The organism is Frateuria sp. GZRe12, from assembly GCF_051900535.1.
GTDB lineage: Bacteria > Pseudomonadota > Gammaproteobacteria > Xanthomonadales > Rhodanobacteraceae > Frateuria_A.
The window spans coordinates 996,688-1,021,505 of sequence record NZ_JBHZGI010000001.1; the positions used below are offsets into that span (position 1 = coordinate 996,688).

Genomic DNA, 24,818 nt, shown 5'->3' on the forward strand with positions numbered 1-24,818 from the left:
TGTTGATGCGAGGGACGATCGACGCAACGCACCGCCGCCGCTCGCGGCTGCAGCAGCTGCGGCGGCGGGTGGACAATGCAATGTTCACCCGCGCGCGCTACTCGCAGCCGATGATGCCGGTGATGTGCCTGCTCGGCGGGCTGTTCATGCCGCTGTACTGGTTCCTGTGGACCTACGTGCTGCCGCAGCCCTACAGCAACCTGGGCCTGCACCTCGCCGGCTGCGCGGCGCTGCTGCCGCTGGCGTGGCAACGCTGGTGGCCGCGGTCGTTCAAGCCATGGCTGCCGCTGTACTGGTACGCGGTGATCACCTTCGTGCTGCCGTTCTTCTTCGGCTACCTGTGGCTGCGCAACGGCGGCACGATCGTCTGGATGGGGGCGCACCTGTTCTCCATCTTCATCACCATGATGCTGTTCGACCTGGCCAGCTTCGCGCTCATCTTCAGCCTGGGCACCGTGCTGGCCGCACTGGCCTTCCAGCTCGGGCCGCACGATGCCTGGCCGTTGCCCGTACTGTTTCAATACGCGCCGCTGCTGGCGCTGACGCTGATCCTGGGACCGCTGGCCAGCCTCTCGCAGAAATTCGCCGACGAGGCCAAGGTCAAGGCGCTGATCGCCGCTTCCAACAACATCGCGCACGAGCTTCGTACGCCACTGGGTTCGGTACAGATGGCCGGTCGCGCCATCGGCCGGTACCTGCCCAACCTGCTGGAGAGCCATCGCGTGGCCGAACGGGCCGGGCTACCCGTGGCTGCGTTGCGCAACCCGCACCTGCAGGCGCTGCAGCGCGGCATCTCGGTGATCGAACACGAGGTCAACCACGCGCACACCGTGATCGACATGCTGCTGATGGCGGCCAGGCCGATGGGCACGCTGCAGCTCGAGCCACTACAGGCGCGCGCCTGCGTGGCGCAGGCGCTGGCGCGCTATCCGTACGCCTCGCAGGCCGAGCGCGAGCGCGTGCAGCTGTCGGCCGAGCCCACCGACTTCGTGCTGATGGGTTCGGAGACGCTGCTTACGCACGTGCTCTTCAACCTGTTGCGCAACGCGCTGTTCCACACCGGCCGCGCCGGCAAGGGCGAGATCCACGTGAGCCTGGGCAACGATGCGGGTGGCCACTGCATCCGCGTGCGGGACACCGGGCCCGGCATCCCGCCGGACGTGCTGCCGCGCATCTTCAACCGCTTCTATTCCTACAGTGACAGCCGCGACGGCACCGGGCTGGGTATCGGCCTGGCGTTCTCGCAAAGTGCCGTCGAGCGCATGGGCGGACGGATCAGTTGCCGCTCGCGCTGGGGCGAATACACCGAGTTTTTCGTGGCGTTTCCGCCATGCGTGCCAACAGGAAAGGGACTTTCGGCATGAGCATCGACTTCCACGGCGACATCCTGCCGTTCCACTTTCCCACCACCACGCTGCTGGTGGACGACCACGAGACATACCTCGACAGCATGCCCCTGCTGCTCGATCCGGCTTTGCGCCTGCGCAGCTACAGCTCGCCACGCAAGGCCCTGGCCGAACTGGGCAGCCACGGCATCCGGGCCGTGCCGGGTGGCGGCTGGATGTACCACTGGAAGGACCGCTCCTCGCAAACGCGCGAGCTGGTCGCGCTGGACATCGATTCGATCCACCGCGTGATGTTCGATCCGGAGCGTTTCGCCGAGGTGTCGGTGGTAGTGGTGGACCTGACCATGCCCGAGATGGATGGCATTTCCTTCTGCCGCGAACTGGCCAACCCGCACATCGGCAAGATCCTGCTCACCGGCACCGCCGACGACTGCACCGCCATCGAGGCCTTCAACGCCGGCGTGATCGACCGTTTCATCCGCAAGAGCGATCCGCAGGCCATCGACAAGCTGCAACTGGCCATCCGCGCGCTGCAGCGGCGCTACTTCGAACGCGTCGGCGGCTTCGTCGCCGAGGCGCTGGCGCTGGGCAATGTGCGTTTCCTGCGTGACAGGGCTTTCCAGCAGGCCTTCCGCGGCCTGGTCGGCGACTTTCCGGCGGTGGAGTGCTATCTGCACGTCAACCCCACCGGCATGCTGCTGCTGGACGAGCGCGGCCGCGGCCGCTTCGTGCTGGTGCAGACCGACGAGGACCTGCGCGCGCACTACGAGATCGCCAGCGACCTGGGCGCGCCGGAAGTACTGCTGGCCGCGCTGCGCGAAGGCGACCGGTTGCCGTGGTTCGGCGAGGGCGACGGCTACTTCCACGAAGGTATCCGCGAACCGGAGGCGCTGCTGCATCCGGCCGTGACCGTGCGCGGCGAGCAGTGGTACCACCTGGCCGTGATCGAGGACGTTTCCCGCTTCCAGCTCGGCAAGCTGCGCAATTACCACGACTGGCTGGGCGAGCAGGACCAGGCCTTGGGGGCTTGATCGCCCAGGTCGCTGCCGGCCTCGTGTAGAAGTCCCGGGGCGCGGCTGGCAGCCATGGCGGTCGCGCCCCGAAGCCGCTCCCGGGAGCGGCTTTCGCAGACGGCCACTACATCCGCTGGCGGCCGCGCAGGATCTGCCAGTACATCACCCAGTCGCCGGCCAGGCTGTAGAGCGGGTGGCGGAAGGTCGCCGGGCGGTTCTTCTCGAACACGAAATGCCCGACCCACGCGAAGCCATAACCGGCCAGCGGCGCCAACCAGAGCCAGCGTGCGTCGCGGGTCACGATCGCCACGGCGATCACCAGCAACACCAGCGTGCTGCCGGCGAAATGCAGCCGGCGGCAGGCCCGGTTGCGGTGTTCGCCCAGGTAGTAGGGGTAGAAGTCGCGGAAACGGGTGAACTCGGACATGGCGGAGGGAACGTTACCCGGCGAGCGATGCCATGAGCGTGCGCTTGCCCGGCAGCGGGTTCAAGCCAATCCCACTCTCCGAAATCTCCGTTCGCCCTGGGCGCAAGCGCTCGGCGCTGGTGTTCAGAGGCGGGCCAGACCCTGGAACCACTCGCACACGCGGTTCGACTTCGCCCCCTGGCGCGGGCTGCGCTCGTCGCGAACGGTCGTTGAGATGGCGCAATCCAGCCCCTGGTTTGCCTCAGTGCTCCGGCAGCGGGATGAATTCCTTGTAATCCCCCGGCACCACGCCGAAGTGCCCGGCCACCCAGTCGGCCTTGGCCTGCTCGATGCGCTCGCGCGAGCTGGCCACGAAGTTCCACCACAGGTGCCGCTCGCCATCGAGCGGCGCCCCGCCGAATAGCATCAGTCGGCTTGGCGCGCGCGCACGCAATGGCGCCGCGGCGTTTCCGCCCTGCACCGCCATGCGGTCGACGCCGACTACGACATCGCCCCACTCCACTTCACCCTCGACCACATACACGCCCCGCTCGGCGTGCTCGCCCGGCCAGTCCAGCGTGGCGCCTTCGACCAGGTTGGCCTCGACCAGGAACATCGGCGCGAACACCTTCACCGGCGAGCGCTCGCCGTAGCCGGTGCCCGCAATCAACAGCAGTTCGGCGCCATCGCGGCGGATGCGGGGCAGCTCGCCCGCGTCGTGGTGGTGAAACTCCGGTGGCACCTCCGCATCCTCGCGCGGCAGTGCCACCCACAGCTGGATGCCGTGCAGTCGCTGGCCGTCCCGGCGCTCATCCGGCGGCGTGCGTTCGGAATGCACGATGCCGCGGCCGGCGGTCATCCAGTTGACCTCGCCAGGACGAATGTCGGCCAGGCTGCCCAGGCTGTCGCGGTGGCGGATCGCCCCCTCGAACAGCCACGTGATCGTGGCCAGGCCGATGTGCGGATGCGGTCGCACGTCCATGCCCTTGCCCGGCGCGAAGTCGGCTGGCCCCATGTGATCGAAGAACACGAACGGGCCGACGTGTCGCGCCAGCAGCGCGGGCAGCAGGCGTCGCACCGTGAAGCCGTCGCCCAGGTCGTGTTTGCGTCCTTCGATCAATCGTGGCGTGTGGTCCATATGTTGCTCCCGCTGGCGCTACCAGGCCCGCTGGTACTGTACCGGCGCGACCAGCGAGGCGCCCAACTCCTGCGCGGCGCGGCGGGGGAAGTATGGATCGCGCAGGCTCTCGCGGGCGATCAGCACCAGGTCCGCCTCGCCCCTGTCGACGATGCCGGCAGCCTGGGCGGGTTCGGTGATCAGGCCCACGGCGCCCGTGGCGATCTCCGCTTCGCGCCGGATCCGCGCGGCGAACGGCACCTGGTATCCGGGGCCGACCGGAATCTTCACGTGCGGCACCACGCCGCCGCTGGACACGTCGATCAGGTCCACGCCAAGCGACTTGACCTCGCGCGCCAGCCGCACGCTTTCCTCCACGTTCCAGCCGTGCACACCCTCACTTTCGGATACCCAATCCGTCGCGGAGACGCGCAGCCATAGCGGCAGCGTGTCCGGCCAGACCTCGCGTACTGCCGCCAGCACCTCTCGCACCAGCCGCGTGCGATTTTCGAAGCTGCCGCCATAGGCGTCGGTGCGATGGTTGCTGAGCGGCGAGAGGAACTGGTGCAACAGGTAGCCGTGCGCCGCATGCACCTCGACCAGTTCGAAGCCCGCGGCGAGCGCGCGCCGGGCGGCCGCGCGAAAGTCGTCCACCACCTTGCGCAGGCCCGCGTCGTCCAGTGCCTGCGGCGTGTGCCAGCCCTGATCGAACGGAATCGCCGAAGGCGCCACCGTTGGCCAGTCGCCCTGTCCTGCCGCCAGCGGGCCGCCGCCTTCCCATGGACGCTGCGCGCTGGCCTTGCGGCCGGCGTGCGCCAGCTGCACGCCCGCGATGGCGTGCTGGCCGCGGACGAAGGCGGTGATCGGCTGCCAGGCGGCCGCCTGTGCGTCGTTCCAGATACCGGTGTCGCCGGGCGAGATGCGCCCCTCCGGCGAGACCGCGGTGGCTTCGGCGACCACCGCCGCCGCACCGCCCACCGCACGGCTGCCCAGATGCACCAGGTGCCAATCGTGCGGCACGCCGTCGGTCGCCGAGTACTGGCACATCGGCGCGACGACGATGCGGTTGCGCAGCGTCAGGCCGCGTTGCGCGAAGGAGGTGAACAGGTTCATGCGGTGGCCTTGTCGAAAGACAATGCCATCAGATGACGCCGCATGGGTTGGGCTTCAAGAGGCAGGCCCGTCGCACGCTTTTCGTCGGAGCCCACTCGGGGGACTCCTAAGCTTGCGATTCCAGCCAGCTCGTTATGCGCGCGGCGACCGGCTCGGGCGTCCTCATCCAGCCGAAATGGTCGGCTGGCCCATGCAGGTCGCCCGGCGTGAGCACCGCGCGCGTGCTGCGCGCGCGGGGCAGCTTGCCGAGCAGCCATTCCAGCGAGGCTGCCGGGCCCAGCCAGTCGTTGCACGGACGCAGGGCCAGGAGCGGGCCGGCAAACGTGGCCATGCCAGGCTCCAGGTCGCCCACTCCCGCAGCGGCGTAACGGCCGGTGCGTCCACTGCGCGCCCAATCGACGATGACCCCGCGCGCTTCGTTGCCGCCGAAGCCGATCCGACGCCCGGGAAAATGTCCGAACAGCCGGGCCAGCACGGGCGCCACCACGTATGCCGTGCCGATCAGCCAGGCGCGGCGGAAGTTCTTCCAGTAAGGCGAGCCACTGGCCACCAGCACCAATCCCGCGATCCGCGCCGGATGCCTGCCGGCGAACAGCGTCGCCAGTTGCCCGCCGAGGCTGTGGCCACCCAGGTAGCCGGCGGCTCCTGGCCAGGCGGCGCCCACGGCGGCGAAACCTTCCGGCAGGTCGTCCTGAAGCAAGGTGCGGTAGCCCCAGTCCTGGCGCCGGGACGCGCGCCGGTCACTGGAACCGATGCCGCGCCATTCGTGAAGCGCCACGCCGACCCCGCGCGCCGCCAGCGCCTGGGCCAGCGGCAGGTAGTGCTTCGCCGGCACGCCCATCGCAGGCAACCAGTAAAGCCAGTGCCCGCCCTTCGGCTCACCGACCAGCAACAACTCGCTGGCCGCGCCATCGGGGGCGGTCATGCGGATGACCCGTACGGCTTCGGTCGGATTGGCGTCCATGAAAAACCTGCCGAAAAGTCCAAGGCTAGCGAGACCGCGGCGCACGCACAAAAAAAGGCCGGCTTGCGCCGGCCCTTTGGAAAGAAGCCTCCGCCTGTCTCAGGCGGGTGCGACCTCGTCGGCCTGCAGGCCCTTCTGGCCCTGCACCACCTTGAAGCTGACCTTCTGCCCTTCTTTCAGGCTCTTGAAGCCCGTGCCGCTGATGGCACGGAAATGCACGAAGACGTCGGGGCCACTCTCCCGGCTGATGAAGCCAAAGCCCTTGGCGTCGTTGAACCACTTGACGGTGCCAATCTCACGATCCGACATGACTCACTCCGTTCTGCACGATGCTGAGACAAGTCGACCTCCCCTTTGGCCGACGACTTACTGGGCATGCAGGGAGCGGGTGGAGCGAGGCGGATTCGGACGAATCCCGCTTCGGGGCACGCACGTGGACCGAGCAGACACAGTGCTCCAAGCATAACGGAAATTTCCCTAAAACAAGCGGGCCGCGACACCGCCCTTCCGGACACAAAAAAAGCCGGGCATCGCTGCCCGGCTCTCGTGGCTTTCGCGGAGGAACCGCTTAGGCCGGCATGACCTCGTCGGCCTGCAGGCCCTTCTGGCCCTGCACGACCTTGAAGCTGACCTTCTGGCCTTCCTGCAGGCTCTTGAAGCCGGTGCCGCTGATGGCACGGAAATGCACGAACACGTCCGGGCCGTTGTCGCGGCTGATGAAGCCGAAGCCCTTGGCGTCGTTGAACCACTTGACGGTACCGATCTGACGATCAGACATGAAACACTCCACTAGGTTTAATCAAAAAGACTCGACCACCGCAACGTGCGGGGCCGACTTACTGGTGTGCAAGGAAAACCCTAGGGGTGATTCGATGAAGCGCCGGTCGGCGGCATCGGGCCACGTGACTGGTGGTGACCCCGGCAAACACAGTGGGCGCATCATAGCCGGTACCGATCCCCTGTGCGACCGCCAGGGCTGAACGGCAGAAGGCCCCGCCAGCACTGGGAATTTCAGATTTTCTTCACAGTGCCGTTTGTCTAGTGTAGAGGTCGCCAGCCTCGTTGCCGGCCTAGCCTGTCTGCAGAGGAATGCCCGCCATGAAGCTCACCCTTCCGCGCCTGACCATCGCCCTGCTCGGCGCCGGCCTGATGTTGACCGGTTGCGCAAACCATCCGGCCCGTTCCGGCTCGACCGGGACCCGTGCGTCGCAGTCGGCCGCGGAAACCCCGGCGACGCGCCGCGCCCAGCCGAGCGAAAGCCACCCCAGCCACGGCAACCATCCCGCCGCCGCGGGCACCCCGGAACAGGCGAGCAAACTGCCCGACAGCACCGGGATTCCGGCGTGCGACGACTACCTGGCCAGCTACGTGGCCTGCCATCGCGCCGCGGCGATCTACAAGCCCAACGAGATCCAGGGCCGCTACGAAGCCATGCGCACCAGCCTCCTTCGCGACGCCCAGGATCCGGCCATCCGGCCGAATATGGCGACGCGTTGCAATTCGCTGGCCAGTCAGTTGCGCCAGGCGCTGCACGGCAAGTCCTGTGAAGGTGCACCAGCCGCGCCGCGCAGCAGCAACTGATCTGTCCCGATCGTTCGCCCGCCCACCGGTGGGCAAGGTGTCACCGGTGGTTCAACCCACCGCCTTCCAGTGCGCCCGCAGGGCCCGCCCGAACGCTGCCGGTTCGCTACGCTCGAGCCGAAGCTCCGGCGTCCCGTGCCAGGTGGCCGTGCGCGCAATCGCATCGCCCACGTCCGCAACCAGGCGCGGAGTAACCTCCTGGCCCGGCTCCAGGAACAGCGCCTTGATCTCGAACACGCCCTCGCCGCGGTGTGCCTTGGCGTCCAGCCGCCCGACCAGGCTGCCGCGGTGCAGGATCGGCAGCACGTAGTAACCGTAGCGCCGCTTCGGCGCAGGCGTGTAGCACTCGATCGCGTACTCGAAATTGAACATGGCCTGCGCGCGGGCGCGGTCCCACACCAGCGGGTCGAACGGCGAGAGCAGTGTCGTGTGGGTGGCACGCAACCGGCCGGCGCGTGCCTTGTCGAGCAAGGGTGCATGCTCGCGATGCACGTAGCCGGGCGCGCCCCAGCCCTGCACCGGGGCTGCCAGCAACTCGCCCGACGCAACCAGCGGCGCCAGTTCCGCCTCGTCCACCGCGGGCCTGAGCCGGTAGTAATCGGCGACCCAGCGCGCCTGGGCGATGCCCAGCGCACGCACGCTGTCGAGGATGAAACGCCTGCGCAGGCCGGATGTATCGAGCTGGCTGGGGACGAACGGCGGATCGAGCCTGGCGAGCACGCGTTCGGCCAGGTCGTAGACCCGCTGGAAGCGCTCACGCCGGGGGATCATCAGCTCGCCGAGCGCGAACCAGGCCTCGAGCCAGCGCTTCTCCGGCTTCCATTCCCACCAGCCGCTGACACCGCGATCGGCGCGCGGGAAATCGGCCGCACGCACCGCGCCCTGCGCTCGGATCCGCTCGAGCAGCTCGTCCATGTCGGCGCGGTGGTCCCGATGCATGCGGGCGGCATGGCGGTGCGCCCAGTGCGCTCCGCGCTCACGCCAGGCGCGGTGCATGGGCAGGTCGGCCGCCGGCACGAAGCAGGCCTCGTGCGCCCAGCACTCGGCGATGCGTCCCTGGACCAGCGCCTCGTCGAGCCAGGCGCCGTCGTAGTCGCCCAGGCGCGCATGCAGCACCAGGTAAGGGCTGCGCGCCACCACGTGGATGGAATCGATCTGCAGCAGGCGCATGCGCTCGATCGCCTCGACCACGTCGACGGGCCGCGGACGGCGATCGAGCGGCCGCAGCAGACCCTGGGCGGCCAGGTGCAGCCGACGGGCCTGCGACAGGCTCAACGGTGCGGGCTGGCTGGATAAAGCGGAAGACAACGTGGTCTGGGACTTCACGGAACCCTGCTGTGCAAGATGAGGCCGCGTTTACAAATCGTTTGTTAGCGTGCCCGAAGCGCGGCGGCCCCATCGATTGCGTTCAGTCCGCGCCCCCGCATTCTGGCATGGAGTATCGATGATGAAATTCCGCAAGCCATGGCTTTCCGCCCTCGTCGCCAGCTCGCTGCTGGCGTCCGGGGTCCTGATGGCGCAGGACGTTCCGACGCCCCCGGCGCCGCCTCCGCCGCCGACGGATCCGGGCAATCCCGCGCCCCCGCCGCCGGCCACCCCGATGCCGCCGCCCCCACCCGGCTCGCAGTCGAACATGCCGCCGACACCACCGCCGCCACCCGATCCGAATGCCACGCCGCCTGCGCCACCGACCAGCTCGGGCATGCAGACCATGCCGCCGCCGGCGTCGAGCGCGCCTGCGCCCATGGGCAATGACTCAGGCGGCATGAACGGCAACCAGGGCATGAACAACGACATGAACAACAACGGCAACATGGATGCCAATGGCAACATGCACGGCGGCATGCACGGCGCCGACGCGAATGCCGGCGGCAGCGCCAACGTGGAATTCAAGTCGTCGATGCCGCCGGCTTCCTCTGCCGGCCCCGCGCCGGACTTCAGCCAGCTGGCCAACGGCAAGAAGTCCATCACCTTGCAGGAAGCGGCCAGCTATCCGCCGCTGGCCAACGACTTCGACTATGCCGACAAGAACCGCGACGGCCGCGTCACCCAGCGCGAGTACGAGGCTTGGCAGTCCCACTAGTTTTCGCTCGACACTCCCCTCGCCGGTCGCTTGCGGCCGGCTTTTTTTTGCCGTCACGGCCGGTTGGGAAACCTCTCGCTAGACTCGCGCCTTTGCCTGTGGAGCGACGTCCTTGATCAAGCACGGTACGACTGCGGTGCTGGCGGCACTTGGCGGCCTGTGGGCCTGCGCGGCGCACGCGCAGAACCCCGACCCGATGGACATCCGCGCCTGCACCGCCATCGAAAGCGACGCGCAGCGGCTGGCCTGCTACGACCACGCCACCGGCCGGGTCAACCTGCCGGTGGCGCAAAAGCGCGCTGACGAGGCCACCCGGCTGCCCAGCGTGTTCGGCCACGACCGCCCCCAGGGTCAGGCCGCCGCACCGGAAAACCCGGAAGTGTCCGCGCCGATGTCGCTGCTGGACAGCCGCTGGGAACTGGCGCCGGAAGCCAAGCTCGGGACCTACAACGTGCGCGGCTACAAGCCGGTGTTCCTGATGCCGGTATTCGCCACCAGCAACCAGAACGAGCGGCCGCAAAGCCCCAACCCGCTCAACACCGTGACCCGCCCGGAGCAGTTGGAAAACGTCGAGGCCAAGTTCCAGATCAGCTTCAAGACGAAGTTGTGGCAGGGCGTCTTCGGTGACGTGGGAGACCTGTGGCTGGGTTACACCCAGTCCTCGCGCTGGCAGGTCTACAACAACGATGCCTCGCGGCCGTTTCGCGAGACCAACTACGAACCCGAGGCCATGCTCGTGTTCGACACCCATTACCAGGTGCTTGGCTGGGACGGTCGCCTGCTCGGCATCGGCATCAACCACCAGTCCAACGGGCAGTCCAACCCGCGCTCGCGCAGCTGGAACAGGGTGATCGCCAACGTCGGCTTCGAGCGCGGCGACTGGACTGTGATGTTGCGCCCGTGGTGGCGCATCCCCGAGGGCGGCGTGGACGACAACAACCCGGACATCAGCGACTACATGGGCCGGGGCGACGTGCAGATCGTGCGCGAGTGGAACGGACAGGAGTTCGGCATGATGCTGCGCCATTCCTTCCGTGGCGGGAGCCGCAGCCACGGCGCGGCGCGATTCACCTGGAGCTTCCCGCTGGCCGGCAACCTGCGCGGCTACATGGAAGTGTTCAAGGGCTACGGCGAAAGCCTTATCGACTACAACCACAACGCCACGTACCTGGGGTTGGGCGTGTCGCTGCTCGACTGGTACTGAGCTTCATGCCATGCAGGAGCCCGCTCGCGGGCTCCTGCATGGTGGCCCGACTCAGTGGTGGTGGCCGCCCGGGCCGTGCACGTGGCCATGCTGCAGTTCTTCCGCACTGGCCTCACGCACGTCTGTCACTTCGACGTTGAAATGCAGCGTCTGCCCGGCGAGCGGATGGTTGCCGTCGATGTGCACCTTGTCGTTGTCCACGCGCACCACGGTCACATTGATCGCGCCCTGCGGGCCACGGCCCTGGAACTGCATGCCCGGCTGGATGTCCTCCACGCCCTGGAAGGCCTCGCGCGGCACTTCCTGCATCAGCTCCGGATGGCGCACGCCGTAGCCTTCCTCGGGCGACACGTCGACCTTGAACTGATCGCCCGCCTGGCGACCGGCCATCACCTTCTCCAGGCCCGGCACGATCTGCCCGGTACCGTGCAGGTAGGACAGCGGTTCGCGCCCCTCGGAGCTGTCGATGACGCGTCCTTCGTCGTCGGTCAGCGTGTAGTGGAAGGAGGCGACGGTGTTGTCTGCGATCTGCATGGCATTCTCGTTGTCGGTGAATGGGGCAGTTTATCAGCTCACGGTCGACGGCCTGTCACACCGGCCTGCGCCGTTGCGCCAGGGTTGCGATACTCCGGGCATGAAGATGGCCCGCCTGCCTTTCCTGCTCGCCCTCGTCCTGTCGCCATGGCACGCCTTGGCGATGGACCTGCCCGCCACGCGCGCGGCGATCGATGCGCGCATCGCCCAGGCGCGCTTCGCCGGCGCGCGATGGGGCATCGCGGTGGTGTCGCTGGACAGCGGCCGCACGCTGTACGTCCACGACGCCGACAAGCTGTTCCAGCCCGCCTCGACCACCAAGCTGTTCACCGCGGCGCTGGTGCTGAACGGCCTCGATGCCGGCTACCGCATTCCCACCCGCGTGCTGGGTGCCGCGCCGAATAAACGCGGACGCGTGCAGGGTCCGCTGGTGCTCTACGGCATGGGCGATCCCTCGCTCGGCGCCGACCCGTCCACCGCGGACTGGGCCGATGCGCTGGCCGGCCAGCTGGCGGCCAAGGGCGTACGCCGGATACACGGCGACCTGGTGGCCGATGCCACCTATTTCGCCGGACCGGCGATCGGCAACGGCTGGGAGGCGTTCGACCTGCTCGCCGGCTTCGCCGCCCCGGCATCGGCGTTGAGCGTGTACGAAAACCAGTTCCAGCTGACGGTGACGCCCGCAACACGCACCGGCGCGCCGGCCGAACTGGCTTTCGATCCCGCCGGCGCGCCGATGCCGCTGGATAACCGCCTGCTCACCGTACCGGCCGGCACCTCGAGCGACATCAACCTTTACCGCGATCCCGGCGACCTGCGTCTGCACGCCTTCGGTTCGGTACCCGCACAGTCATCTCCGCGAAGCTTCCACCTGGCTGTCGCCGACCCCGCACGGCTGGCCGGCCAAACGCTGCTGCACGCGCTGGAGCAACGCGGCATCGACGTTGACGGCGAAGTGCGCGTGCTGCGCTGGCCGCAGCAGGATGCGACGCTGCAGGCGGGCGCCCGCGTGCTGCGCTGGCCGCAGCAGGATGCGACGCTGCAGGCGGGCGCCCGCGTGCTGGCCCGGGTGCAGTCGCCGCCACTGGCCACATTGCTGCGCGAGGGCCTCAAGCGCTCGCAGAACCTCTACCTGCAGAACCTGCTGCAGCTGGCCGGCACGCGTGTCCACGCCGCGGCGGCGAACGACCCGGCCGCGCCCACCGGATTCCTCAGTGCGGCCGACTGGGGCATCCACGGACTGCATCAGCTGCTCGATCGCATCGGCATCGCGCCCTCGGCCAGCCTGATCGGCGAAGGCACCGGGCTGTCCCGGCGCGACCTCGCCACGCCGAACGCACTGGTGCGCCTGCTCGCCTTCCTCGCCAACGGTCCGGACGCCGGCCTGCTCCGGGACATGCTGCCGGTGGCCGGCGTCGACGGCACGCTGGCCTGGCGCATGCGCGGCACGCCCGCCGCGGGCAACGTGCACGCCAAGACCGGCAGCATGACGTACGTGAACTGCCTGGCCGGCTACGTCACCAGCGCAGCGGGCGAACACCTGGCGTTCGCGATCCTGCTCAACGACTACGAGCCGCCGGAGGGGGAATCGGCCAGTGCGGACGTCGATGCGATCGCCGTCCTGCTTGCCGGGCTGAGCGAGAGGTCCCTGTAGTAGCGCACCCTGTGCGCGACCGTCATCGGGTCGCGCACAGGGTGCGCTCCTACAACCGTTTGGCCAGGTCCGAACCTATCTTTTCCGGCGTGTCCGTCGGCGCGAAGCGCCGGACAACCTGGCCCTCGGGATCGACCAGGAACTTGGTGAAGTTCCACTTGATCGCCTCGCTGCCGAGCACGCCCTTGCCTTCGCGTTTGAGCCAGCGGTAGAGCGGGTGCGCACCGGCGCCGTTGACCTCGATCTTGGCGAACAGCGGGAAGCTCACCTCGTAGTTGAGGCTGCAGAACTGCCGGATCTGGGCCTCGTCGCCAGGCTCCTGGTGGCCGAACTGGTCGCAGGGGAACCCGAGCACCGTCAGTCCACGCTCGCGCCATTGTCGCCACAGCGCCTCCAGCCCGGTGTATTGCGGGGTGAAACCGCACTTGGAGGCGACGTTGACGACCAGCAGCCAGCGCCCGCGCCATTCGGCGAGCGAGCGTTCCTGGCCATCGATGTCGCAGGCGGAAAAGTCGTAGACGCTGCTCATGCATGGGCTCCCGTAAGGTGCCGGCGAGTCTACGCCGCCGGCGGCATATGCACATGAGCGATGGTCATTTCCCGACGTACGGTACGGAGGCGATGCTGCCGTGATGCACCTCATCCTTTCCGCCCTGGTCGCGCTCGCCACCCTCGTGCTGCTGGCCTATGCGGCATGCCGCGAAGCGCCGCGCCGGCATGTGCGAGTGCGTTCGCGCCGCGATCGCCACATCGGACTGTAGCGGCGCTCAGGCCTCCGGCGGGATGTCGAACACCTGCCGCAGGTAGGCCACGTAGGCCGGATCGTCGCACATGTTCTTGCCCGGCGAATCGCTGAGCTTGGCTACCGGCTGGTCATTGCAGCGGACCATCTTGATGACGATCTGCAGCGGCGTGGGCCCGACGTCGTTGGTCAGGTTGGTGCCGACACCGAATGCCAGCTGGCAGCGCCCGTGGAAGTGACGGTAGAGCTGCATCACGCGGGGCATGTCCAGCGCGTCACTGAACACCAGGATCTTGGTGCGCGGATCGACGCGGTTGGCGCGGTAGTGCGCCAGCACCTTTTCGCCCCAGGTGAACGGGTCACCCGAATCGTGGCGGGTGCCGTCGAAGAGCTTGCAGAAGTACATGTCGAAGTCGCGCAGGAACGCATCCAGGCCGTAGACGTCCGACAACGCGATGCCGAGGTCGCCGCGGTATTCCTTCGCCCAGGTCTCCAGCGCCACGCGCTGCGAATCGCGCAGCCGCGGGCCCAGCGCCTGGTGCGCCTGCAGGTACTCGTGGGCCAACGTGCCCAGCGGGGTGAGGCCGAGCTTCCAGGCCATCCAGACGTTGCTGGTGCCGGCCAGCTGTTCGCCGAGGCCGTCGCGCAGCGTGCGCACCACCTCCTCGTGCCATTGGCGGGAGAAGCGCCGGCGCGTGCCGTAGTCGGCGATGCGGCAGTCGCCGTATTCCGGGTCCGCCCGCAACAGCGCGATCTTGGCTCTGAGCCGCGCGCGGCCTTCGGCGAGGTCGAGGCCCGGCTGGGTGCGGCGAAAGTACACCTCATTGACGATCGCCAGCAGCGGCACCTCGAACAGGATCGTGTGCAACCACGGTCCGCGGATGTGGATATCGATCTCGCCATTGGCCGCCGGTGATGGGGCGATCTCCACGTACTTGGCGTTGAGCTGGAACAAACCCAGGAAGTCGACGAAATCGCTCTTGATGTAGCGCCAGCCGCGCAGGTAGTCGAGTTCGGCGCGCGTGAAGCGCAGGCCGCACAGCGCGTCGAGCTCGGCGCGGATCTCCTCGATGCAAGGCACCAGGTCGATGCCCGGCGTGCGGCACTTGAAGCGGTACTCGACGTGCGCCGCGGGGTAGTGGTGCAACACCACCTGCATCATCGAGAACTTGTACAGGTCGGTGTCGAGCAGGGACTGGACGATCATGCGCTGGCCTGGCGGGAACCGGCACGGAGCCGGAGCGGATGCATTATCCCCGCGGCAACGCCAGCGCGGCGAGCTGGGTGTCGATCGCGCGCACGAAAGCGTCGGCGCCCGGCCAGCTGGTGATGCGCCCGAGCTTGCGCGTGCCGGCGAACACGAAGAACGCCGGGATGCCGTGCAGGCCGAAGCGGGTGGCCATGCCGGGATCCTCGTAGACGTTGTCGTGCAGCCAGCGCACGCGCGGCCACTGGAAGCGCTCGTGCGCCAGCAGCATGGCTCGCTTGGCGATGTCGCAATTGGGGCAATCGCGGCCCCACAGGAACAGGATGGTCAGGTCCCGAGCCGATTCGGACAGCGCGGCATCGAGCTCCGACTCGAGCACACGGCGCATGGGGAACTGCTCGAAGAATTGCGGAACGGTGGTGTCGGCCATGAGTCCGACGTTGGGGCGTGGTCGGCTGGTGCAAGGCACGGAGTCAGGCCTGCTTACGGCATCCCGCGCCACCCGAATCCTCACCCGCGGCCCGGTATCCCCATCATGGAGCCCGGCTCGCCCCGCCAGCCAGACGTTCGAGTTCCCGGGTCCGTTCGGGCTCGGGTTTCTCCGCCAAGGTGCCGACCGCGGCATAGAAGGCCCCCCACTGCCGCTCCGCATGCTCGAACAGCACCGCGAAGGCGCCCGTCCAGCGGTCGTACAGGCCAAAGGGCAACAGCTTGGCGTTGTTGATCGGCGCTTCCACCCAGGTGTCGTAGCGGCGGTCCCCGTGCCACCGGCTGTCGCGCCATTGCGCGTAGCGGAGACGGAACGCTTCGACCTGCGCCTGCTTGCCGCGGGCCAGGGTGGCCGGATCATCCGCACTCGCGTACAGCCGCTTGAGCCGCTCGCGCAGGTCCAGCACCAGTGCGGTGAAGCCCTCCTCCATCGCTTGATCGCGCCCATCGGGCGGCGGCAGGCCACGCGCCTTGCGCCACTCGCGCAGCCCCTCCTGCTGGACGAAGCTGGCGAAGGATTCGTTGAATGCCGTGTCGCCCTTCACGTACAGCCGCTGGTGCGCGAGCTCGTGGAAAATGGTGCCGGCCAGTTCGTCGTCGTCCCAGCGCAGCATGCTGGAGACGATCGGATCGGCGAACCAGCCCAGTGTCGAATAGGCGGGCACGGGGCCGATCCACACGTCCTCGCCCTGCACCTTCAACTCCGACGCGCGGTCCCGCGCGAGGGCCGGGTCGAAGTAGCCGCGGTAGGCCACGCATCCCGCGATGGGAAAACATTGCGGCAAGGCGTCAACCGAATAGGGCGGCGTGGCGAACACGTTCCAGGCGACGTAAGGGCGGTGCAGGTCCACGTAGCTGGTGTAGCTGCGGTTGTCCGGCAGCGACAGCGCCGCGGAGGCGAACCGCCGCGCCTCGGTGGCCAGGCGAAGGCGGCGGGCCAACGTCGGATCGGTGGCGGGGTCCTGCACCACCTTGGCGATCGGCCGGCGATGCATCAGCAACGAAGCCTGCCCGTGCGCGACATGGGCGTAATAGCGCAGGCTGCCGCAGCCACCGAGCATGAGGCACAACGCGACGGTAGCCAGGCGCGCCGAGCGCCCGCGAAAGATTGAAGGGGGCATGCCGCGATTGTGCCAAGCGAACGCTTCGGGCACGAGCCGCGGCTGGCCGCTCAGTCGCGATCGTCGCCGCGTCGCCCGCGCCTGTCGCCGCGGTCATGGCTGCGGTCGTCCCGGCCGCGCCACTCGCGACGATCATGCCGGTCGTCGCGGTAATCATGGCGCTCGCGGCTCCAGTCGCGGCCACGGTAATGGTGCGAATCGCCGCGCCACGTGCCGCTGATGCCGACGCTTACGCCGGAGGAATAGCAGCAGCCATAGCCCCAGCCGGGCCCGTAGTAGCCGCCATAGCCGTAGTAGTCCGGCTCGTAGATAACCGAGGGACCCTCGCCGTAGTAGGCATCGCCCTGATAGCCATTGCTGCGCACGTAGCTGTAACCGGGGTCGTAATAGCAACCCGACAGCGCCGCCGTGCCAAGCACCAGCGCCAGTCCTGCAAGCATGCGTTTCATGGGCTCACCTCCGTGACTGCTGTCACGGGGATCACGCTAGTCGCGGCGGTTTGAATGCGCCCTGAGCGCCGCGCCCGGCTGATGCGCGGGCGCGGCGCGGGCGGGACCGGCGTCAGACCTTGGCGCCGCGCTGTCCGCTGTGCACCGGAATGGTGGTCTTGGGCGCGTCGCTGGGCAGCTGCGGACTCTGGGGCGTATGGATGGCCGATTCGCCGTGTGGCCGCGTTTGCCCATCCGCCGGACGGCTCGACGCCTGCCGGGTGCGTTCCTGCTTTGCATCGAGCAGCGCCTGGATGTGCGCCACCGCCTCTTCCGGGCTGATGTGCTGTATCGCGGCGGGTGCATTGCGCGGCGTCGCTCCCTTGCGGGCGGCGGGCTTGGCGCTGCCCGGCCGGCTGGGCTTCGACGCGGGGGCGGCCTTCTTCGCCACCGGTTTGCCCGCGGCCTTCGCCGCCATGCCGCCGGTGCGGGCGGCCGATCGGGTCGGCGAGGGCTTCGTGGCCGTCTTGCTCGCCGCCGCGGGCGTGCTCTTCCTGGTAGCCGTCTTTTTCAACGCGGCTTTCTTCGTCGCCGGCTTCCGGATCGCCTTCTTCGGTGCTGCCTTTTTGGCGACGGCCTTCTTTGGAGCCGCCTTCCTGGCAGCTGCCTTCTTCGGTGCGGCCTTCGTGGGGAGGGCCTTCTTCGGTGCCGATTTCTTCGCGACCGCCTTCTTCGGGGCCGCCTTCTTGGCGGAGGCCTTCTTCGGTGCCGCCTTCTTCGGTGCCGCCTTCTTCGCCGTCACTTTCTTGGCCGGCGACTTCTTCGATGCGGTTGCCGACCGCGACGCCGAACCCTTGCCCGCGACCTTCTTTGCGGCCGGACGGGCGGCGGTGCGATTGATCGGTGTCTTGATGCCGGCCTTCGCGGCGGCGGTCTTCTTGGTCGCCTTGCTGCCGGCGGCTGCCTTCTTGGCCGCGGATTTCTTCGCGGCCGACGTGCGGGTCGTTGCCATGCGTCATCACTCCTGCGGTGGTCAGTGCAGCCTTGCCCGCGTTGACATGCTCCAAGCACGCGGCGGAAAGACCTGCACGTCCAGTATTGCGCGGTCATCTTCCGCTGTCATGCGCGATTGCGGCATGAAGCGTCCGGCAATTCAGGATGCATGCGGGACGCGCAGCGCAAGTAGCTGCCGCTCATGGCAGGCGAACGTCCCGGAGGTGGCGTCGTAGTCCCAGCGCTCCGTCGTGCAGGTATCGGCACTTCCATCGCGGCGGAGCAGGTTGACCGAGTTGGGGATGTCGCCGCGTACCCGGTGCGATACCGCGGTGCCGGCCTGCACGACCCACAGGGGGCGGCCGCCCGGTTCGGGCAGCGGTCGCACGTAGGGCAAGTGGATATGGCCACCCAGCACCAGTTGCGCACCGGCGGCCGCCCAGGCGCCGGCCGCCTGCGCATGTCCCCGCAGCAGGTTGCGCCGGTCGGACTCGTCGATCACCGCCATCGGCTGGTGCACTACCACCACCCTCGCCTGGCCCGGCGCCGCCTGGCGCAGGCGCGCCGCCACCCGCTCGATCTGCGCCGGCGACACCTCGCCCTGCTTGTGCCGCCACCAACGCGTGGTGTTGACCCCCAGCACCAGCCATTCCGCCGACGACCAAACCGGCTCCAGCTCGTTGCCGAACGCCGCCGCATAGCGCGCGTACGGCGCCCGCAGGCGAACGCCCAGGGCATACAGGGGGATGTCGTGGTTGCCGGGGATCGCCAGGAACGGCGCGGGCAGGCTTGCGACGAAGGCGCGCGCGGCGGCGAACTGCGCCGGCCGTGCGCGCTGGGTCAGGTCGCCCGACAGCACCACCAGTGCCGGCCGGCTGTCCTGGATCAATCGCCTCAGCGCTTCCAGCACCGCCGCGCGCTCGGTGCCGAAATGCGAATCGGACATGTGCAGCAACAGGTTCACCGGTCGCCCCGATCCCGCGGCACCAGCAGCCGGAGCGCCTGCGGCGCGACGCGGAACCGCAGCGGCAACGGCAGACGGACGATCTCCCCATCGATCGCGAGCTTGAGTTCCCGCCGCCGCGGCAAGGCCACTTCGAGCTCGGTGAAGGCGAAGCTGTCGACCTTCTCCACGTCGCCCAGATGACCGGACAGCCCGCGGATCGCCGTGAGGATCATGTGCCAGCGCGCAAGGGGCGGCAGCACGATGCCGACCAGCGCGCCGCGGGTCACCGCGTCGGCCTCGGGGATGCCGATGCTCTCCAGTTGCAGGCGGTTGTCGCCCACCACCAGGGTGGTGCTGCGCCGCACCTGCCGCTGGCCGTCCTCGCAGAGCGACAGGCGCAGGTCCGGGTAGCTGCCCAGCAACGCGCGCAGGCCCGACAGCAGCGCGACCAGGCGGTGGCGTCCGAAGCGGCGCTTGTCCCGTTCGCGCCGTTCCAGCAGCTCGGGATAGAGTCCCAGGCTCGCGTTCACCAGGAACACGCGATCGTTGACCAGGCCCACCTGCACCGGCGTTTCCCGCGCGTCCAGCAGGCCGCGTATCCCCTCGCCCGCATCGCCCTCGGGCAACCCGTGGCAGCGGCCGAAAAAATTGAAGGTCCCCTGCGGCAGCACGCCCAGCGGCAAGCCGCTGGGGAGCACGGCCTGCACCACCGCGTTGATGGTGCCGTCGCCGCCGGCGACGACCACCGCGCCCCCCTGCGCCCGGGCCGCTTCCACCGCCTGCTCCGCCAGCTCGCCGAGGTGCCGGGGATGTTTCGCGCAGAACAGCCGGTAGGGATGCCCGGTGGCATCGAGCGCGTCGCGGATGGCCTCCTCCGTGGCACCGCCGTCACCGCTGCCGGAGCGGCGGTTGAGCACCACGAAGAATGGTCGCTGACGGTCTTGCGGCGAGGGCATGGACCTCCCTACATGCGTGGGTTGGAAAGCTCCGCGAGGAAATGAGTGAACACCCTGGGCTCTATCAGCAGGGTGAAGATCACGCCGAAAGCCGCGCCCCACAGGTGAGCGCTGTGGTTGATGTTGTCGCGACCGGCGCGGTCCATGTAGATGGAATAGCCCACGTAGAGGACGGCGTACAACACGGCCGGCATCGGCAGCACGAACACGATGATCTTCGACCAGGGCGCCAGCAGCACGAAGGTGAACAACACCGCCGAAACCGCTCCCGAAGCGCCAAGGCTGTGGTAGTTCGGGTTGCGGCGGTTCTTGATGTAGGTCGGCAGGATCGAGACGACCAGCGCCGCGAGGTAGAAGAGCAGGAAACCGAGCCGGCCGAGCTCGGCGGAATAGAACTGCTCGATCAGCCGGCCGAAGAAAAACAGCGTCAGCATGTTGAAAAGCAAATGGCCGAAATCGGCGTGCACCAGGCCATAGGTCACCAGACGGTGGTACTCACGATGGCGCTGGATCGCCGGCGGCCAGAGGATCAGGTCATCCAGCAGTTTCGGCTTGTTGAAGGCCAGGAACGAAACGATGCAGGTGACGGCGATGATGGTCAGGGTGATCATGATCGCTGGGGCTTCCTGTGGAACGGGTGACCGTCCATCTTGGCGACACCCACTCGGCTTGTCGACTCGCGCGGCCCCCGGTGCGACATCACGGCGTATCATGCGCGCCTTCATCCGCCCGCTCCCCACGGACACGCATGGAACCGATCCGCTACCTGCATCTGGACGTCTTTGCCGCCACCTGCGGCGGGGGCAACCACCTGGGCGTGGTCACCGACGCGCGGGGATGGAGCGACGAGGAGATGCGACGTTTTGCGCGCTGGACCGCGCTGGTGGAAACCACGTTCCTGCTGCCGCCCTCGACACCGCAGTCGAGCTACCGCGTGCGCATCTTCACCCCCCAACACGAGATCCCGTTCGCCGGCCACCCGAGCGTCGGAAGCGCGCACGCGGTGCTGGCCTGCGGACTCGCACAGCCGGTCGATGGCGTGCTCTGGCAGGAATGCGGCGCCGGCGTGTTGCCGATCCGCGTCGAGGGCGAGGGTGAGGCGCGCGACCTGTTGCTGAAGTCGCCTGGCGAGCGCGTGCTCGCCACCGGTCGCGACGCGCATCCGCTGCTTGCGGCCACGCTCGCCGGCATCGAACTGGGCACGCTGCCACCGGCGCTCGTCGATGGCGGCCGCCGCTGGTGGCTGGCCGAAGTCGCGGACGAAACGGGCCTGCGCGGCTGGCTGCCCGACCACAGCGCCATCGGCGCGCTCGCACGGGCCACCGGCAGCATGGGCCTGTGCGCGTTCGCGCGCAGCGCGTCGGGCGACCACCAGTTGGTGGTGCGGGCATTTCCCGCCGGCGTCGGCATCGTCGAGGATCCGGCCTCGGGCGCCGCCAACGGCCTGATCGCCGCCTACATCGCGCACGCCGAGCCGCAGGGCGCGCTCGCCCGCGGTTACGCGATCAGCCAGGGCCGCGAGATGGGCCACGACGCGCGGCTGCTGGCGCGCATCGAGCCGGACGCGATCTGGGTCGGCGGCCGCGCCCGCACGGTGGTCGACGGCGTGCTGCACTGGAATCGCGCGTGAGCGAGGCGCAGATCTGGGTCGATGCCGACGCCTGCCCGGGGCCGATCAAGGAGATCCTGTTCCGCGCGGCCGAGCGCGCACAGGTGATGGTCACGCTGGTCGCCAACCAGATGCTGCGCACGCCGCCCACGCGATGGGTGCGCGCGATCCAGGTCGCCGGCGGCTTCGACGTGGCTGACAACGAGATCGTCCAGCGCCTCTCGGCCGGCGACCTCGTGGTGACGCAGGACATCCCGCTGGCCGCGCAGGCGATCGACAAGGGCGCGCTGGCACTGCACCCGCGCGGCGAGCTGTACACGCGCGAGACCATCGCCCAGCGCCTGTCGATGCGCAATTTCATGGACGAGTTGCGCGGCGCCGGCGTGGATACCGGCGGCCCGGCAACGTTTCATGCGCGCGACCGGCAGGCATTCGCCAACCAGCTGGACCGCTGGCTGCAGCAACGCCCGAAACACCCGTAGGGCCGACGCTTGGGCGTAGGGTTGGCTTCAGTCCAGCGGCTCGATCGCCACCAGCACCGGCGGGTTGAAACCGACCGACGCCTTGGGGTCACTCCAGATGCGCGCGGCGCGCGGCCACCTGCGCCAGCGCCGCCCAGTCCAGTCCTTCACCGCCGCCCGCGAGCGCTTCGATCAGCGCATCGCGGACCACGCCGGCGAACGGCAGCGGCACCCGTGCCGCCTCGCCCGCGGCGAGCGCGAGGTTCACGTCCTTCAAGCCCAGCGGCAGCGCGAAGCCTGGCGGCGCGTAGCGCTCCTCGGCGATCAGCCGGCCGTAGCCCTGGTAGGCCGGCGCGGCGAACAGCGTGCTGGTCATGATCTCCAGGAAGTCGGCGGCGCTGACGCCATGCGCCCGCGTGAGCGCGCTGGCTTCGGCCATGCTTTCGATCGCCGAGGCCAGCATGAAGTTGCCGGCGAGCTTGACCACGTTGGCGCGCTCGGGCGCCTCGCCGACCGGCCACAGCCGGCTGCCCAGCGCTTCGAGTAGCGGGCGCACGGTATCGACCAGGTGCGCATGCCCGGCCACCACGATGTTGAGCTTGGCCGCCGCGGCCATGTCCGGTCGGCCGAACACCGGCGCGGCGACGTAGCCCAGGCCGCGCCGCGCGTGCTCCTCGGCCAGCTCGCGCGCCAGCGCCACGGAAATGGTGGCGTGGTTGACGTGAACGGTGCCGCGGTCCATCTCGTCCAGTACGCCGCCGCCCAGAAACACCTCGCGCACCGCCTGGTCGTTGGCCAGCATGCTGTGCACGACCTGGCCCTGCACCGCCCGCCCGGGTGTGCGGACAACTTTGGCGCCGAGCGAGGCCAAGGGTTCGGTGGGGCCTTCGGAGCGGTTCCACACCGTCACCGTGTGGCCCGCCGCGAGCAGGTTGCTGGCCATGGCGCTGCCCATGGCGCCCAGGCCGAGGAAGCCGATGTTCAAGGAAGTTCTCCTGTTGGCGCGACCGGGTAATGGAACATTGGCGGTGTTGAAGGCATGCAAAGGCCAGCCCTACGGTTTCGGCGCATGGCTCACGCCACTTCGCCGGCCGCATGCCCCGACGCCCACGCCCACTGGAAGTTGTACCCACCGAGCCAGCCGGTCACGTCGACCACTTCGCCGATGAAATAAAGCCCCGGCACGAGCCGGGACTGCATGGTGCTGGAGGACAGCCCGTCGGTGTCCACCCCACCCAGCGTCACCTCCGCGGTGCGGTAGCCCTCGGTGCCGCTGGCGACCAGCGGCCAGTCGTTCAGGCGGGCACCGATCGCGGCCAGCTCCGCCTCGCGGTACTGGCGCATCGGGCGGTTTCCGAAGTCGAGTTCGCACAGCCGCTGCGCCAGCCGCTTGGGCAGCGCGTCGCCCAGCACGGTCTTCAGCTCCGCCGCCGGCCGCGCCACGCGCTGGCCTGGCAGCCAGTCGGCGGCGTCGCGGTCGGGCAGCAGGTCCAGCCGCAGTTCCTCGCCCGGCTCCCAATAGGAGGATATCTGCAGGATCGACGGCCCGCTGATGCCCCGGTGGGTGAACAACAACCCGGCGCGGAACGCCTGTCGCCCGCAGCGGGCCTCGGCCGGTAATGCCACGCCGGCCAGGTCCGCGTAGCGCTCCTGGTGCTTGCCGCTCAGCGTCAGTGGCACCAGTCCGGCGCGCGTGGGCCGCACGGCGTGGCCGAACTGGCGCGCCAGCTCGTAGCCGAACCCGGTCGCGCCCATGCTCGGGATCGAAAGGCCGCCGCTGGCGATTACCAGCGCCTCGGCGTGCACTTCGCCGCGCGCCGTGGTCACGCTGAAGCCCGCCTCGCCGTGGCGCACGCGCTCCACCGCGCAACTGGTCTCCACCCGCACGCCGGCGGCCGCGCATTCGTCCAGCAGCATGCGCACGATCTGCTTGGAGGAGTCGTCGCAGAACAGCTGGCCGAGCTCCTTCTCGTGGTAGGCGATGCGGTGCTTCTCCACCAGCGCAATGAAATCGGCCGGCGTGTAGCGCGCCAGTGCGGAATTGGCGAAGTGCGGGTTGGCCGAAAGGTAGTTGGCCGGCGTCACGCCCAGGTTGGTGAAATTGCAGCGCCCGCCGCCGGACATCAGGATCTTCTTGCCTGGCTTGTTCGCGTGATCGAGCACCAGCACGCGCCGTCCGCGCTGGCCGGCGGTGATCGCGCACATGAGGCCGGCGGCACCCGCGCCGATGATGAGGACGTCGGTTTTCATGGTTCGGCAGGGAGCGCGCGCTGGGCGACGGTCGCGCATTATCGCCGAGCGCTTACACTTTCCGCCTTCCCATCCTGCAGGTGCCCACCATGCCTTCCTTCGACGTCGTCTCCGAAGTGGACAAGCACGAACTCACCAACGCGGTCGACCAGGCCAACCGCGAACTGGCCAACCGCTTCGACTTCAAGGGAGCGGACGCCGTGTTCGAACTGGACGGCTACGTGATCACCCAGCGCGCACCGAGCGACTTCCAGCTGCAGCAGATGCTGGACATCCTGCGCGGACGCCTGACCTCGCGGAAGATCGACATCCGCGCGCTGGACGTGGCCGAGCCGGAAGTGAACCTGGGCGGTGCGCGGCAGAAAGTCACCGTCAAGCAGGGCATCGAGCAGGCGATGGCCAAGAAGCTGGTGGCCGAGCTCAAGGCCGCCAAGCTCAAGGTCGAGGCGCAGATCAACGGCGACAAGCTGCGCGTGACGGGCAAGAAGCGCGACGACCTGCAGCTGGCGATGGCACTGCTGCGCAAGTCCGACGTGGAGCTGCCGCTGCAGTTCGACAACTTCCGCGACTGAGACCGCCTTTCGCAGGAGCCGCCCGTGGG

Annotated in this window: 29 protein-coding genes; 10 read left to right on the forward strand and 19 right to left on the reverse strand. The window is 68.6% G+C overall.

Annotated features, from left to right (window positions below; genetic code table 11):
- The first annotated feature begins 5 nt into the window (after positions 1 to 5).
- Complete coding sequence (locus tag ACFWZ4_RS04490; RefSeq protein ID WP_439703513.1) at positions 6 to 1,364, forward strand: sensor histidine kinase; 1,359 nt, start codon at positions 6 to 8, stop codon at positions 1,362 to 1,364.
- Positions 1,361 to 2,377 (forward strand): response regulator, encoded by a 1,017-nt coding sequence (locus ACFWZ4_RS04495; protein ID WP_439703514.1) that lies wholly within the window; start codon positions 1,361 to 1,363, stop codon positions 2,375 to 2,377. The genes ACFWZ4_RS04490 and ACFWZ4_RS04495 overlap by 4 nt, the downstream gene beginning before the upstream one ends.
- A gap of 106 nt (positions 2,378 to 2,483) precedes the next feature.
- On the opposite strand, the gene ACFWZ4_RS04500 is transcribed toward ACFWZ4_RS04495, so the two are convergent.
- The 6 genes from ACFWZ4_RS04500 to ACFWZ4_RS04525 all read right to left on the reverse strand — a co-directional run bounded on the left by ACFWZ4_RS04500 (position 2,484) and on the right by ACFWZ4_RS04525 (position 6,737).
- Positions 2,484 to 2,786 (reverse strand): Mpo1-like protein, encoded by a 303-nt coding sequence (locus ACFWZ4_RS04500; protein WP_439703515.1) that lies wholly within the window; start codon positions 2,784 to 2,786, stop codon positions 2,484 to 2,486.
- A gap of 241 nt (positions 2,787 to 3,027) precedes the next feature.
- Entirely contained in the window at positions 3,028 to 3,903 is an 876-nt protein-coding gene (locus tag ACFWZ4_RS04505; protein ID WP_439703516.1) for a pirin family protein, read from the reverse strand.
- A gap of 18 nt (positions 3,904 to 3,921) precedes the next feature.
- On the reverse strand, positions 3,922 to 4,995 hold the full coding sequence (locus ACFWZ4_RS04510; protein ID WP_439703517.1) for an NADH:flavin oxidoreductase/NADH oxidase: 1,074 nt from the start codon (positions 4,993 to 4,995) through the stop codon (positions 3,922 to 3,924).
- A gap of 106 nt (positions 4,996 to 5,101) precedes the next feature.
- Positions 5,102 to 5,959 (reverse strand): alpha/beta hydrolase family protein, encoded by an 858-nt coding sequence (locus tag ACFWZ4_RS04515; RefSeq protein WP_439703518.1) that lies wholly within the window; start codon positions 5,957 to 5,959, stop codon positions 5,102 to 5,104.
- Positions 5,960 to 6,058: 99 nt separating this feature from the next.
- Positions 6,059 to 6,268 carry a cold-shock protein gene (locus ACFWZ4_RS04520; RefSeq protein ID WP_091333775.1) on the reverse strand — a complete coding sequence of 70 codons (210 nt, stop codon included), beginning with the start codon at positions 6,266 to 6,268 and terminating at the stop codon, positions 6,059 to 6,061.
- Positions 6,269 to 6,527: 259 nt separating this feature from the next.
- Positions 6,528 to 6,737 (reverse strand): cold-shock protein, encoded by a 210-nt coding sequence (locus ACFWZ4_RS04525; RefSeq protein ID WP_209614482.1) that lies wholly within the window; start codon positions 6,735 to 6,737, stop codon positions 6,528 to 6,530.
- A gap of 320 nt (positions 6,738 to 7,057) precedes the next feature.
- On the opposite strand from ACFWZ4_RS04525, the gene ACFWZ4_RS04530 reads away from it, so the two are divergent.
- Positions 7,058 to 7,540, forward strand: coding sequence for a hypothetical protein (locus ACFWZ4_RS04530; protein ID WP_439703519.1), 483 nt, complete (start codon positions 7,058 to 7,060; stop codon positions 7,538 to 7,540).
- A gap of 51 nt (positions 7,541 to 7,591) precedes the next feature.
- Here the strand turns inward: ACFWZ4_RS04530 and ACFWZ4_RS04535 are convergent, their stop codons facing one another.
- The gene (locus ACFWZ4_RS04535) at positions 7,592 to 8,866 is read right to left on the reverse strand and encodes a winged helix-turn-helix domain-containing protein (RefSeq protein WP_439703520.1); all 1,275 of its coding nucleotides are present in this window, start codon (positions 8,864 to 8,866) and stop codon (positions 7,592 to 7,594) included.
- A 121-nt stretch (positions 8,867 to 8,987) separates the two neighbouring features.
- On the opposite strand from ACFWZ4_RS04535, the gene ACFWZ4_RS04540 reads away from it, so the two are divergent.
- The gene (locus ACFWZ4_RS04540; RefSeq protein WP_439703521.1) at positions 8,988 to 9,623 is read left to right on the forward strand and encodes a hypothetical protein; all 636 of its coding nucleotides are present in this window, start codon (positions 8,988 to 8,990) and stop codon (positions 9,621 to 9,623) included.
- A gap of 112 nt (positions 9,624 to 9,735) precedes the next feature.
- On the forward strand, positions 9,736 to 10,827 hold the full coding sequence (locus ACFWZ4_RS04545) for a phospholipase A (protein ID WP_439703522.1): 1,092 nt from the start codon (positions 9,736 to 9,738) through the stop codon (positions 10,825 to 10,827).
- A gap of 51 nt (positions 10,828 to 10,878) precedes the next feature.
- On the opposite strand, the gene ACFWZ4_RS04550 is transcribed toward ACFWZ4_RS04545, so the two are convergent.
- Positions 10,879 to 11,361 carry an FKBP-type peptidyl-prolyl cis-trans isomerase gene (locus tag ACFWZ4_RS04550; protein WP_439703523.1) on the reverse strand — a complete coding sequence of 161 codons (483 nt, stop codon included), beginning with the start codon at positions 11,359 to 11,361 and terminating at the stop codon, positions 10,879 to 10,881.
- Between the two features lie 100 nt (positions 11,362 to 11,461).
- Between ACFWZ4_RS04550 and dacB the strand changes: the two genes are divergently transcribed.
- Positions 11,462 to 13,015, forward strand: coding sequence for a D-alanyl-D-alanine carboxypeptidase/D-alanyl-D-alanine endopeptidase (gene dacB / locus ACFWZ4_RS04555; protein WP_439703524.1), 1,554 nt, complete (start codon positions 11,462 to 11,464; stop codon positions 13,013 to 13,015).
- Between the two features lie 49 nt (positions 13,016 to 13,064).
- Here dacB and ACFWZ4_RS04560 read toward each other — a convergent pair whose 3' ends face one another.
- Positions 13,065 to 13,544, reverse strand: coding sequence for a glutathione peroxidase (locus ACFWZ4_RS04560; RefSeq protein WP_439703525.1), 480 nt, complete (start codon positions 13,542 to 13,544; stop codon positions 13,065 to 13,067).
- 100 nt (positions 13,545 to 13,644) lie between these two features.
- Here ACFWZ4_RS04560 and ACFWZ4_RS04565 point away from each other — a divergent pair, with 100 nt between their 5' ends.
- The gene (locus ACFWZ4_RS04565; protein WP_439703526.1) at positions 13,645 to 13,776 is read left to right on the forward strand and encodes a hypothetical protein; all 132 of its coding nucleotides are present in this window, start codon (positions 13,645 to 13,647) and stop codon (positions 13,774 to 13,776) included.
- Positions 13,777 to 13,782: 6 nt separating this feature from the next.
- Here ACFWZ4_RS04565 and pncB read toward each other — a convergent pair whose 3' ends face one another.
- From pncB to ACFWZ4_RS04605, 8 genes are all read right to left on the reverse strand, one after another.
- A complete protein-coding gene (gene pncB / locus ACFWZ4_RS04570; RefSeq protein WP_439703527.1) occupies positions 13,783 to 14,964 on the reverse strand; it encodes a nicotinate phosphoribosyltransferase in 1,182 nt (393 codons plus the stop codon).
- Between the two features lie 43 nt (positions 14,965 to 15,007).
- Positions 15,008 to 15,394, reverse strand: coding sequence for a thioredoxin family protein (locus ACFWZ4_RS04575; RefSeq protein ID WP_439703528.1), 387 nt, complete (start codon positions 15,392 to 15,394; stop codon positions 15,008 to 15,010).
- A gap of 103 nt (positions 15,395 to 15,497) precedes the next feature.
- Positions 15,498 to 16,574, reverse strand: a complete 1,077-nt coding sequence (locus ACFWZ4_RS04580; RefSeq protein WP_439703529.1) for an aminopeptidase — start codon at positions 16,572 to 16,574, stop codon at positions 15,498 to 15,500.
- 50 nt (positions 16,575 to 16,624) lie between these two features.
- A complete protein-coding gene (locus ACFWZ4_RS04585; RefSeq protein ID WP_439703530.1) occupies positions 16,625 to 17,023 on the reverse strand; it encodes a hypothetical protein in 399 nt (132 codons plus the stop codon).
- Between the two features lie 112 nt (positions 17,024 to 17,135).
- Entirely contained in the window at positions 17,136 to 18,014 is an 879-nt protein-coding gene (locus tag ACFWZ4_RS04590) for a hypothetical protein (RefSeq protein WP_439703531.1), read from the reverse strand.
- 141 nt (positions 18,015 to 18,155) lie between these two features.
- The gene (locus tag ACFWZ4_RS04595; protein WP_439703532.1) at positions 18,156 to 18,959 is read right to left on the reverse strand and encodes a metallophosphoesterase family protein; all 804 of its coding nucleotides are present in this window, start codon (positions 18,957 to 18,959) and stop codon (positions 18,156 to 18,158) included.
- The gene (locus tag ACFWZ4_RS04600) at positions 18,956 to 19,897 is read right to left on the reverse strand and encodes a diacylglycerol/lipid kinase family protein (RefSeq protein WP_439703533.1); all 942 of its coding nucleotides are present in this window, start codon (positions 19,895 to 19,897) and stop codon (positions 18,956 to 18,958) included. Before ACFWZ4_RS04600 ends, ACFWZ4_RS04595 begins: the two co-directional genes overlap by 4 nt.
- Before the next feature lie 8 nt (positions 19,898 to 19,905).
- On the reverse strand, positions 19,906 to 20,508 hold the full coding sequence (locus ACFWZ4_RS04605; protein WP_439703534.1) for a rhomboid family intramembrane serine protease: 603 nt from the start codon (positions 20,506 to 20,508) through the stop codon (positions 19,906 to 19,908).
- Positions 20,509 to 20,645: 137 nt separating this feature from the next.
- On the opposite strand from ACFWZ4_RS04605, the gene ACFWZ4_RS04610 reads away from it, so the two are divergent.
- Positions 20,646 to 21,527, forward strand: coding sequence for a PhzF family phenazine biosynthesis protein (locus ACFWZ4_RS04610; protein ID WP_439703535.1), 882 nt, complete (start codon positions 20,646 to 20,648; stop codon positions 21,525 to 21,527).
- Complete coding sequence (locus ACFWZ4_RS04615) at positions 21,524 to 21,988, forward strand: YaiI/YqxD family protein (protein WP_439703536.1); 465 nt, start codon at positions 21,524 to 21,526, stop codon at positions 21,986 to 21,988. The genes ACFWZ4_RS04610 and ACFWZ4_RS04615 overlap by 4 nt, the downstream gene beginning before the upstream one ends.
- An 88-nt stretch (positions 21,989 to 22,076) precedes the next feature.
- Here the strand turns inward: ACFWZ4_RS04615 and ACFWZ4_RS04620 are convergent, their stop codons facing one another.
- The gene (locus ACFWZ4_RS04620) at positions 22,077 to 22,952 is read right to left on the reverse strand and encodes an NAD(P)-dependent oxidoreductase (RefSeq protein ID WP_439703537.1); all 876 of its coding nucleotides are present in this window, start codon (positions 22,950 to 22,952) and stop codon (positions 22,077 to 22,079) included.
- An 89-nt stretch (positions 22,953 to 23,041) separates the two neighbouring features.
- On the reverse strand, positions 23,042 to 24,217 hold the full coding sequence (locus tag ACFWZ4_RS04625; RefSeq protein WP_439703538.1) for an NAD(P)/FAD-dependent oxidoreductase: 1,176 nt from the start codon (positions 24,215 to 24,217) through the stop codon (positions 23,042 to 23,044).
- Positions 24,218 to 24,306: 89 nt separating this feature from the next.
- Here ACFWZ4_RS04625 and ACFWZ4_RS04630 point away from each other — a divergent pair, with 89 nt between their 5' ends.
- Complete coding sequence (locus ACFWZ4_RS04630) at positions 24,307 to 24,789, forward strand: YajQ family cyclic di-GMP-binding protein (RefSeq protein ID WP_439703539.1); 483 nt, start codon at positions 24,307 to 24,309, stop codon at positions 24,787 to 24,789.
- Positions 24,790 to 24,818 lie beyond the last annotated feature (29 nt).

Coding starts and splice junctions, on each gene's coding strand:
- ACFWZ4_RS04590 (WP_439703531.1), bottom strand. CDS start 18,014: ATGGCAACGACCCGCACGTCGGCCGCGAAGAAATCCGCGGCCAAGAAG.
- ACFWZ4_RS04575 (WP_439703528.1), bottom strand. CDS start 15,394: ATGGCCGACACCACCGTTCCGCAATTCTTCGAGCAGTTCCCCATGCGC.
- ACFWZ4_RS04525 (WP_209614482.1), bottom strand. CDS start 6,737: ATGTCTGATCGTCAGATCGGTACCGTCAAGTGGTTCAACGACGCCAAG.
- ACFWZ4_RS04625 (WP_439703538.1), bottom strand. CDS start 24,217: ATGAAAACCGACGTCCTCATCATCGGCGCGGGTGCCGCCGGCCTCATG.
- ACFWZ4_RS04630 (WP_439703539.1), top strand. CDS start 24,307: ATGCCTTCCTTCGACGTCGTCTCCGAAGTGGACAAGCACGAACTCACC.
- ACFWZ4_RS04610 (WP_439703535.1), top strand. CDS start 20,646: ATGGAACCGATCCGCTACCTGCATCTGGACGTCTTTGCCGCCACCTGC.
- ACFWZ4_RS04560 (WP_439703525.1), bottom strand. CDS start 13,544: ATGAGCAGCGTCTACGACTTTTCCGCCTGCGACATCGATGGCCAGGAA.
- ACFWZ4_RS04490 (WP_439703513.1), top strand. CDS start 6: ATGCGAGGGACGATCGACGCAACGCACCGCCGCCGCTCGCGGCTGCAG.
- ACFWZ4_RS04520 (WP_091333775.1), bottom strand. CDS start 6,268: ATGTCGGATCGTGAGATTGGCACCGTCAAGTGGTTCAACGACGCCAAG.
- dacB (WP_439703524.1), top strand. CDS start 11,462: ATGAAGATGGCCCGCCTGCCTTTCCTGCTCGCCCTCGTCCTGTCGCCA.
- ACFWZ4_RS04580 (WP_439703529.1), bottom strand. CDS start 16,574: ATGCCCCCTTCAATCTTTCGCGGGCGCTCGGCGCGCCTGGCTACCGTC.
- ACFWZ4_RS04550 (WP_439703523.1), bottom strand. CDS start 11,361: ATGCAGATCGCAGACAACACCGTCGCCTCCTTCCACTACACGCTGACC.
- ACFWZ4_RS04495 (WP_439703514.1), top strand. CDS start 1,361: ATGAGCATCGACTTCCACGGCGACATCCTGCCGTTCCACTTTCCCACC.
- ACFWZ4_RS04510 (WP_439703517.1), bottom strand. CDS start 4,995: ATGAACCTGTTCACCTCCTTCGCGCAACGCGGCCTGACGCTGCGCAAC.
- ACFWZ4_RS04515 (WP_439703518.1), bottom strand. CDS start 5,959: ATGGACGCCAATCCGACCGAAGCCGTACGGGTCATCCGCATGACCGCC.
- ACFWZ4_RS04505 (WP_439703516.1), bottom strand. CDS start 3,903: ATGGACCACACGCCACGATTGATCGAAGGACGCAAACACGACCTGGGC.
- ACFWZ4_RS04500 (WP_439703515.1), bottom strand. CDS start 2,786: ATGTCCGAGTTCACCCGTTTCCGCGACTTCTACCCCTACTACCTGGGC.
- ACFWZ4_RS04530 (WP_439703519.1), top strand. CDS start 7,058: ATGAAGCTCACCCTTCCGCGCCTGACCATCGCCCTGCTCGGCGCCGGC.
- ACFWZ4_RS04540 (WP_439703521.1), top strand. CDS start 8,988: ATGAAATTCCGCAAGCCATGGCTTTCCGCCCTCGTCGCCAGCTCGCTG.
- ACFWZ4_RS04585 (WP_439703530.1), bottom strand. CDS start 17,023: ATGAAACGCATGCTTGCAGGACTGGCGCTGGTGCTTGGCACGGCGGCG.
- ACFWZ4_RS04600 (WP_439703533.1), bottom strand. CDS start 19,897: ATGCCCTCGCCGCAAGACCGTCAGCGACCATTCTTCGTGGTGCTCAAC.
- ACFWZ4_RS04605 (WP_439703534.1), bottom strand. CDS start 20,508: ATGATCACCCTGACCATCATCGCCGTCACCTGCATCGTTTCGTTCCTG.
- pncB (WP_439703527.1), bottom strand. CDS start 14,964: ATGATCGTCCAGTCCCTGCTCGACACCGACCTGTACAAGTTCTCGATG.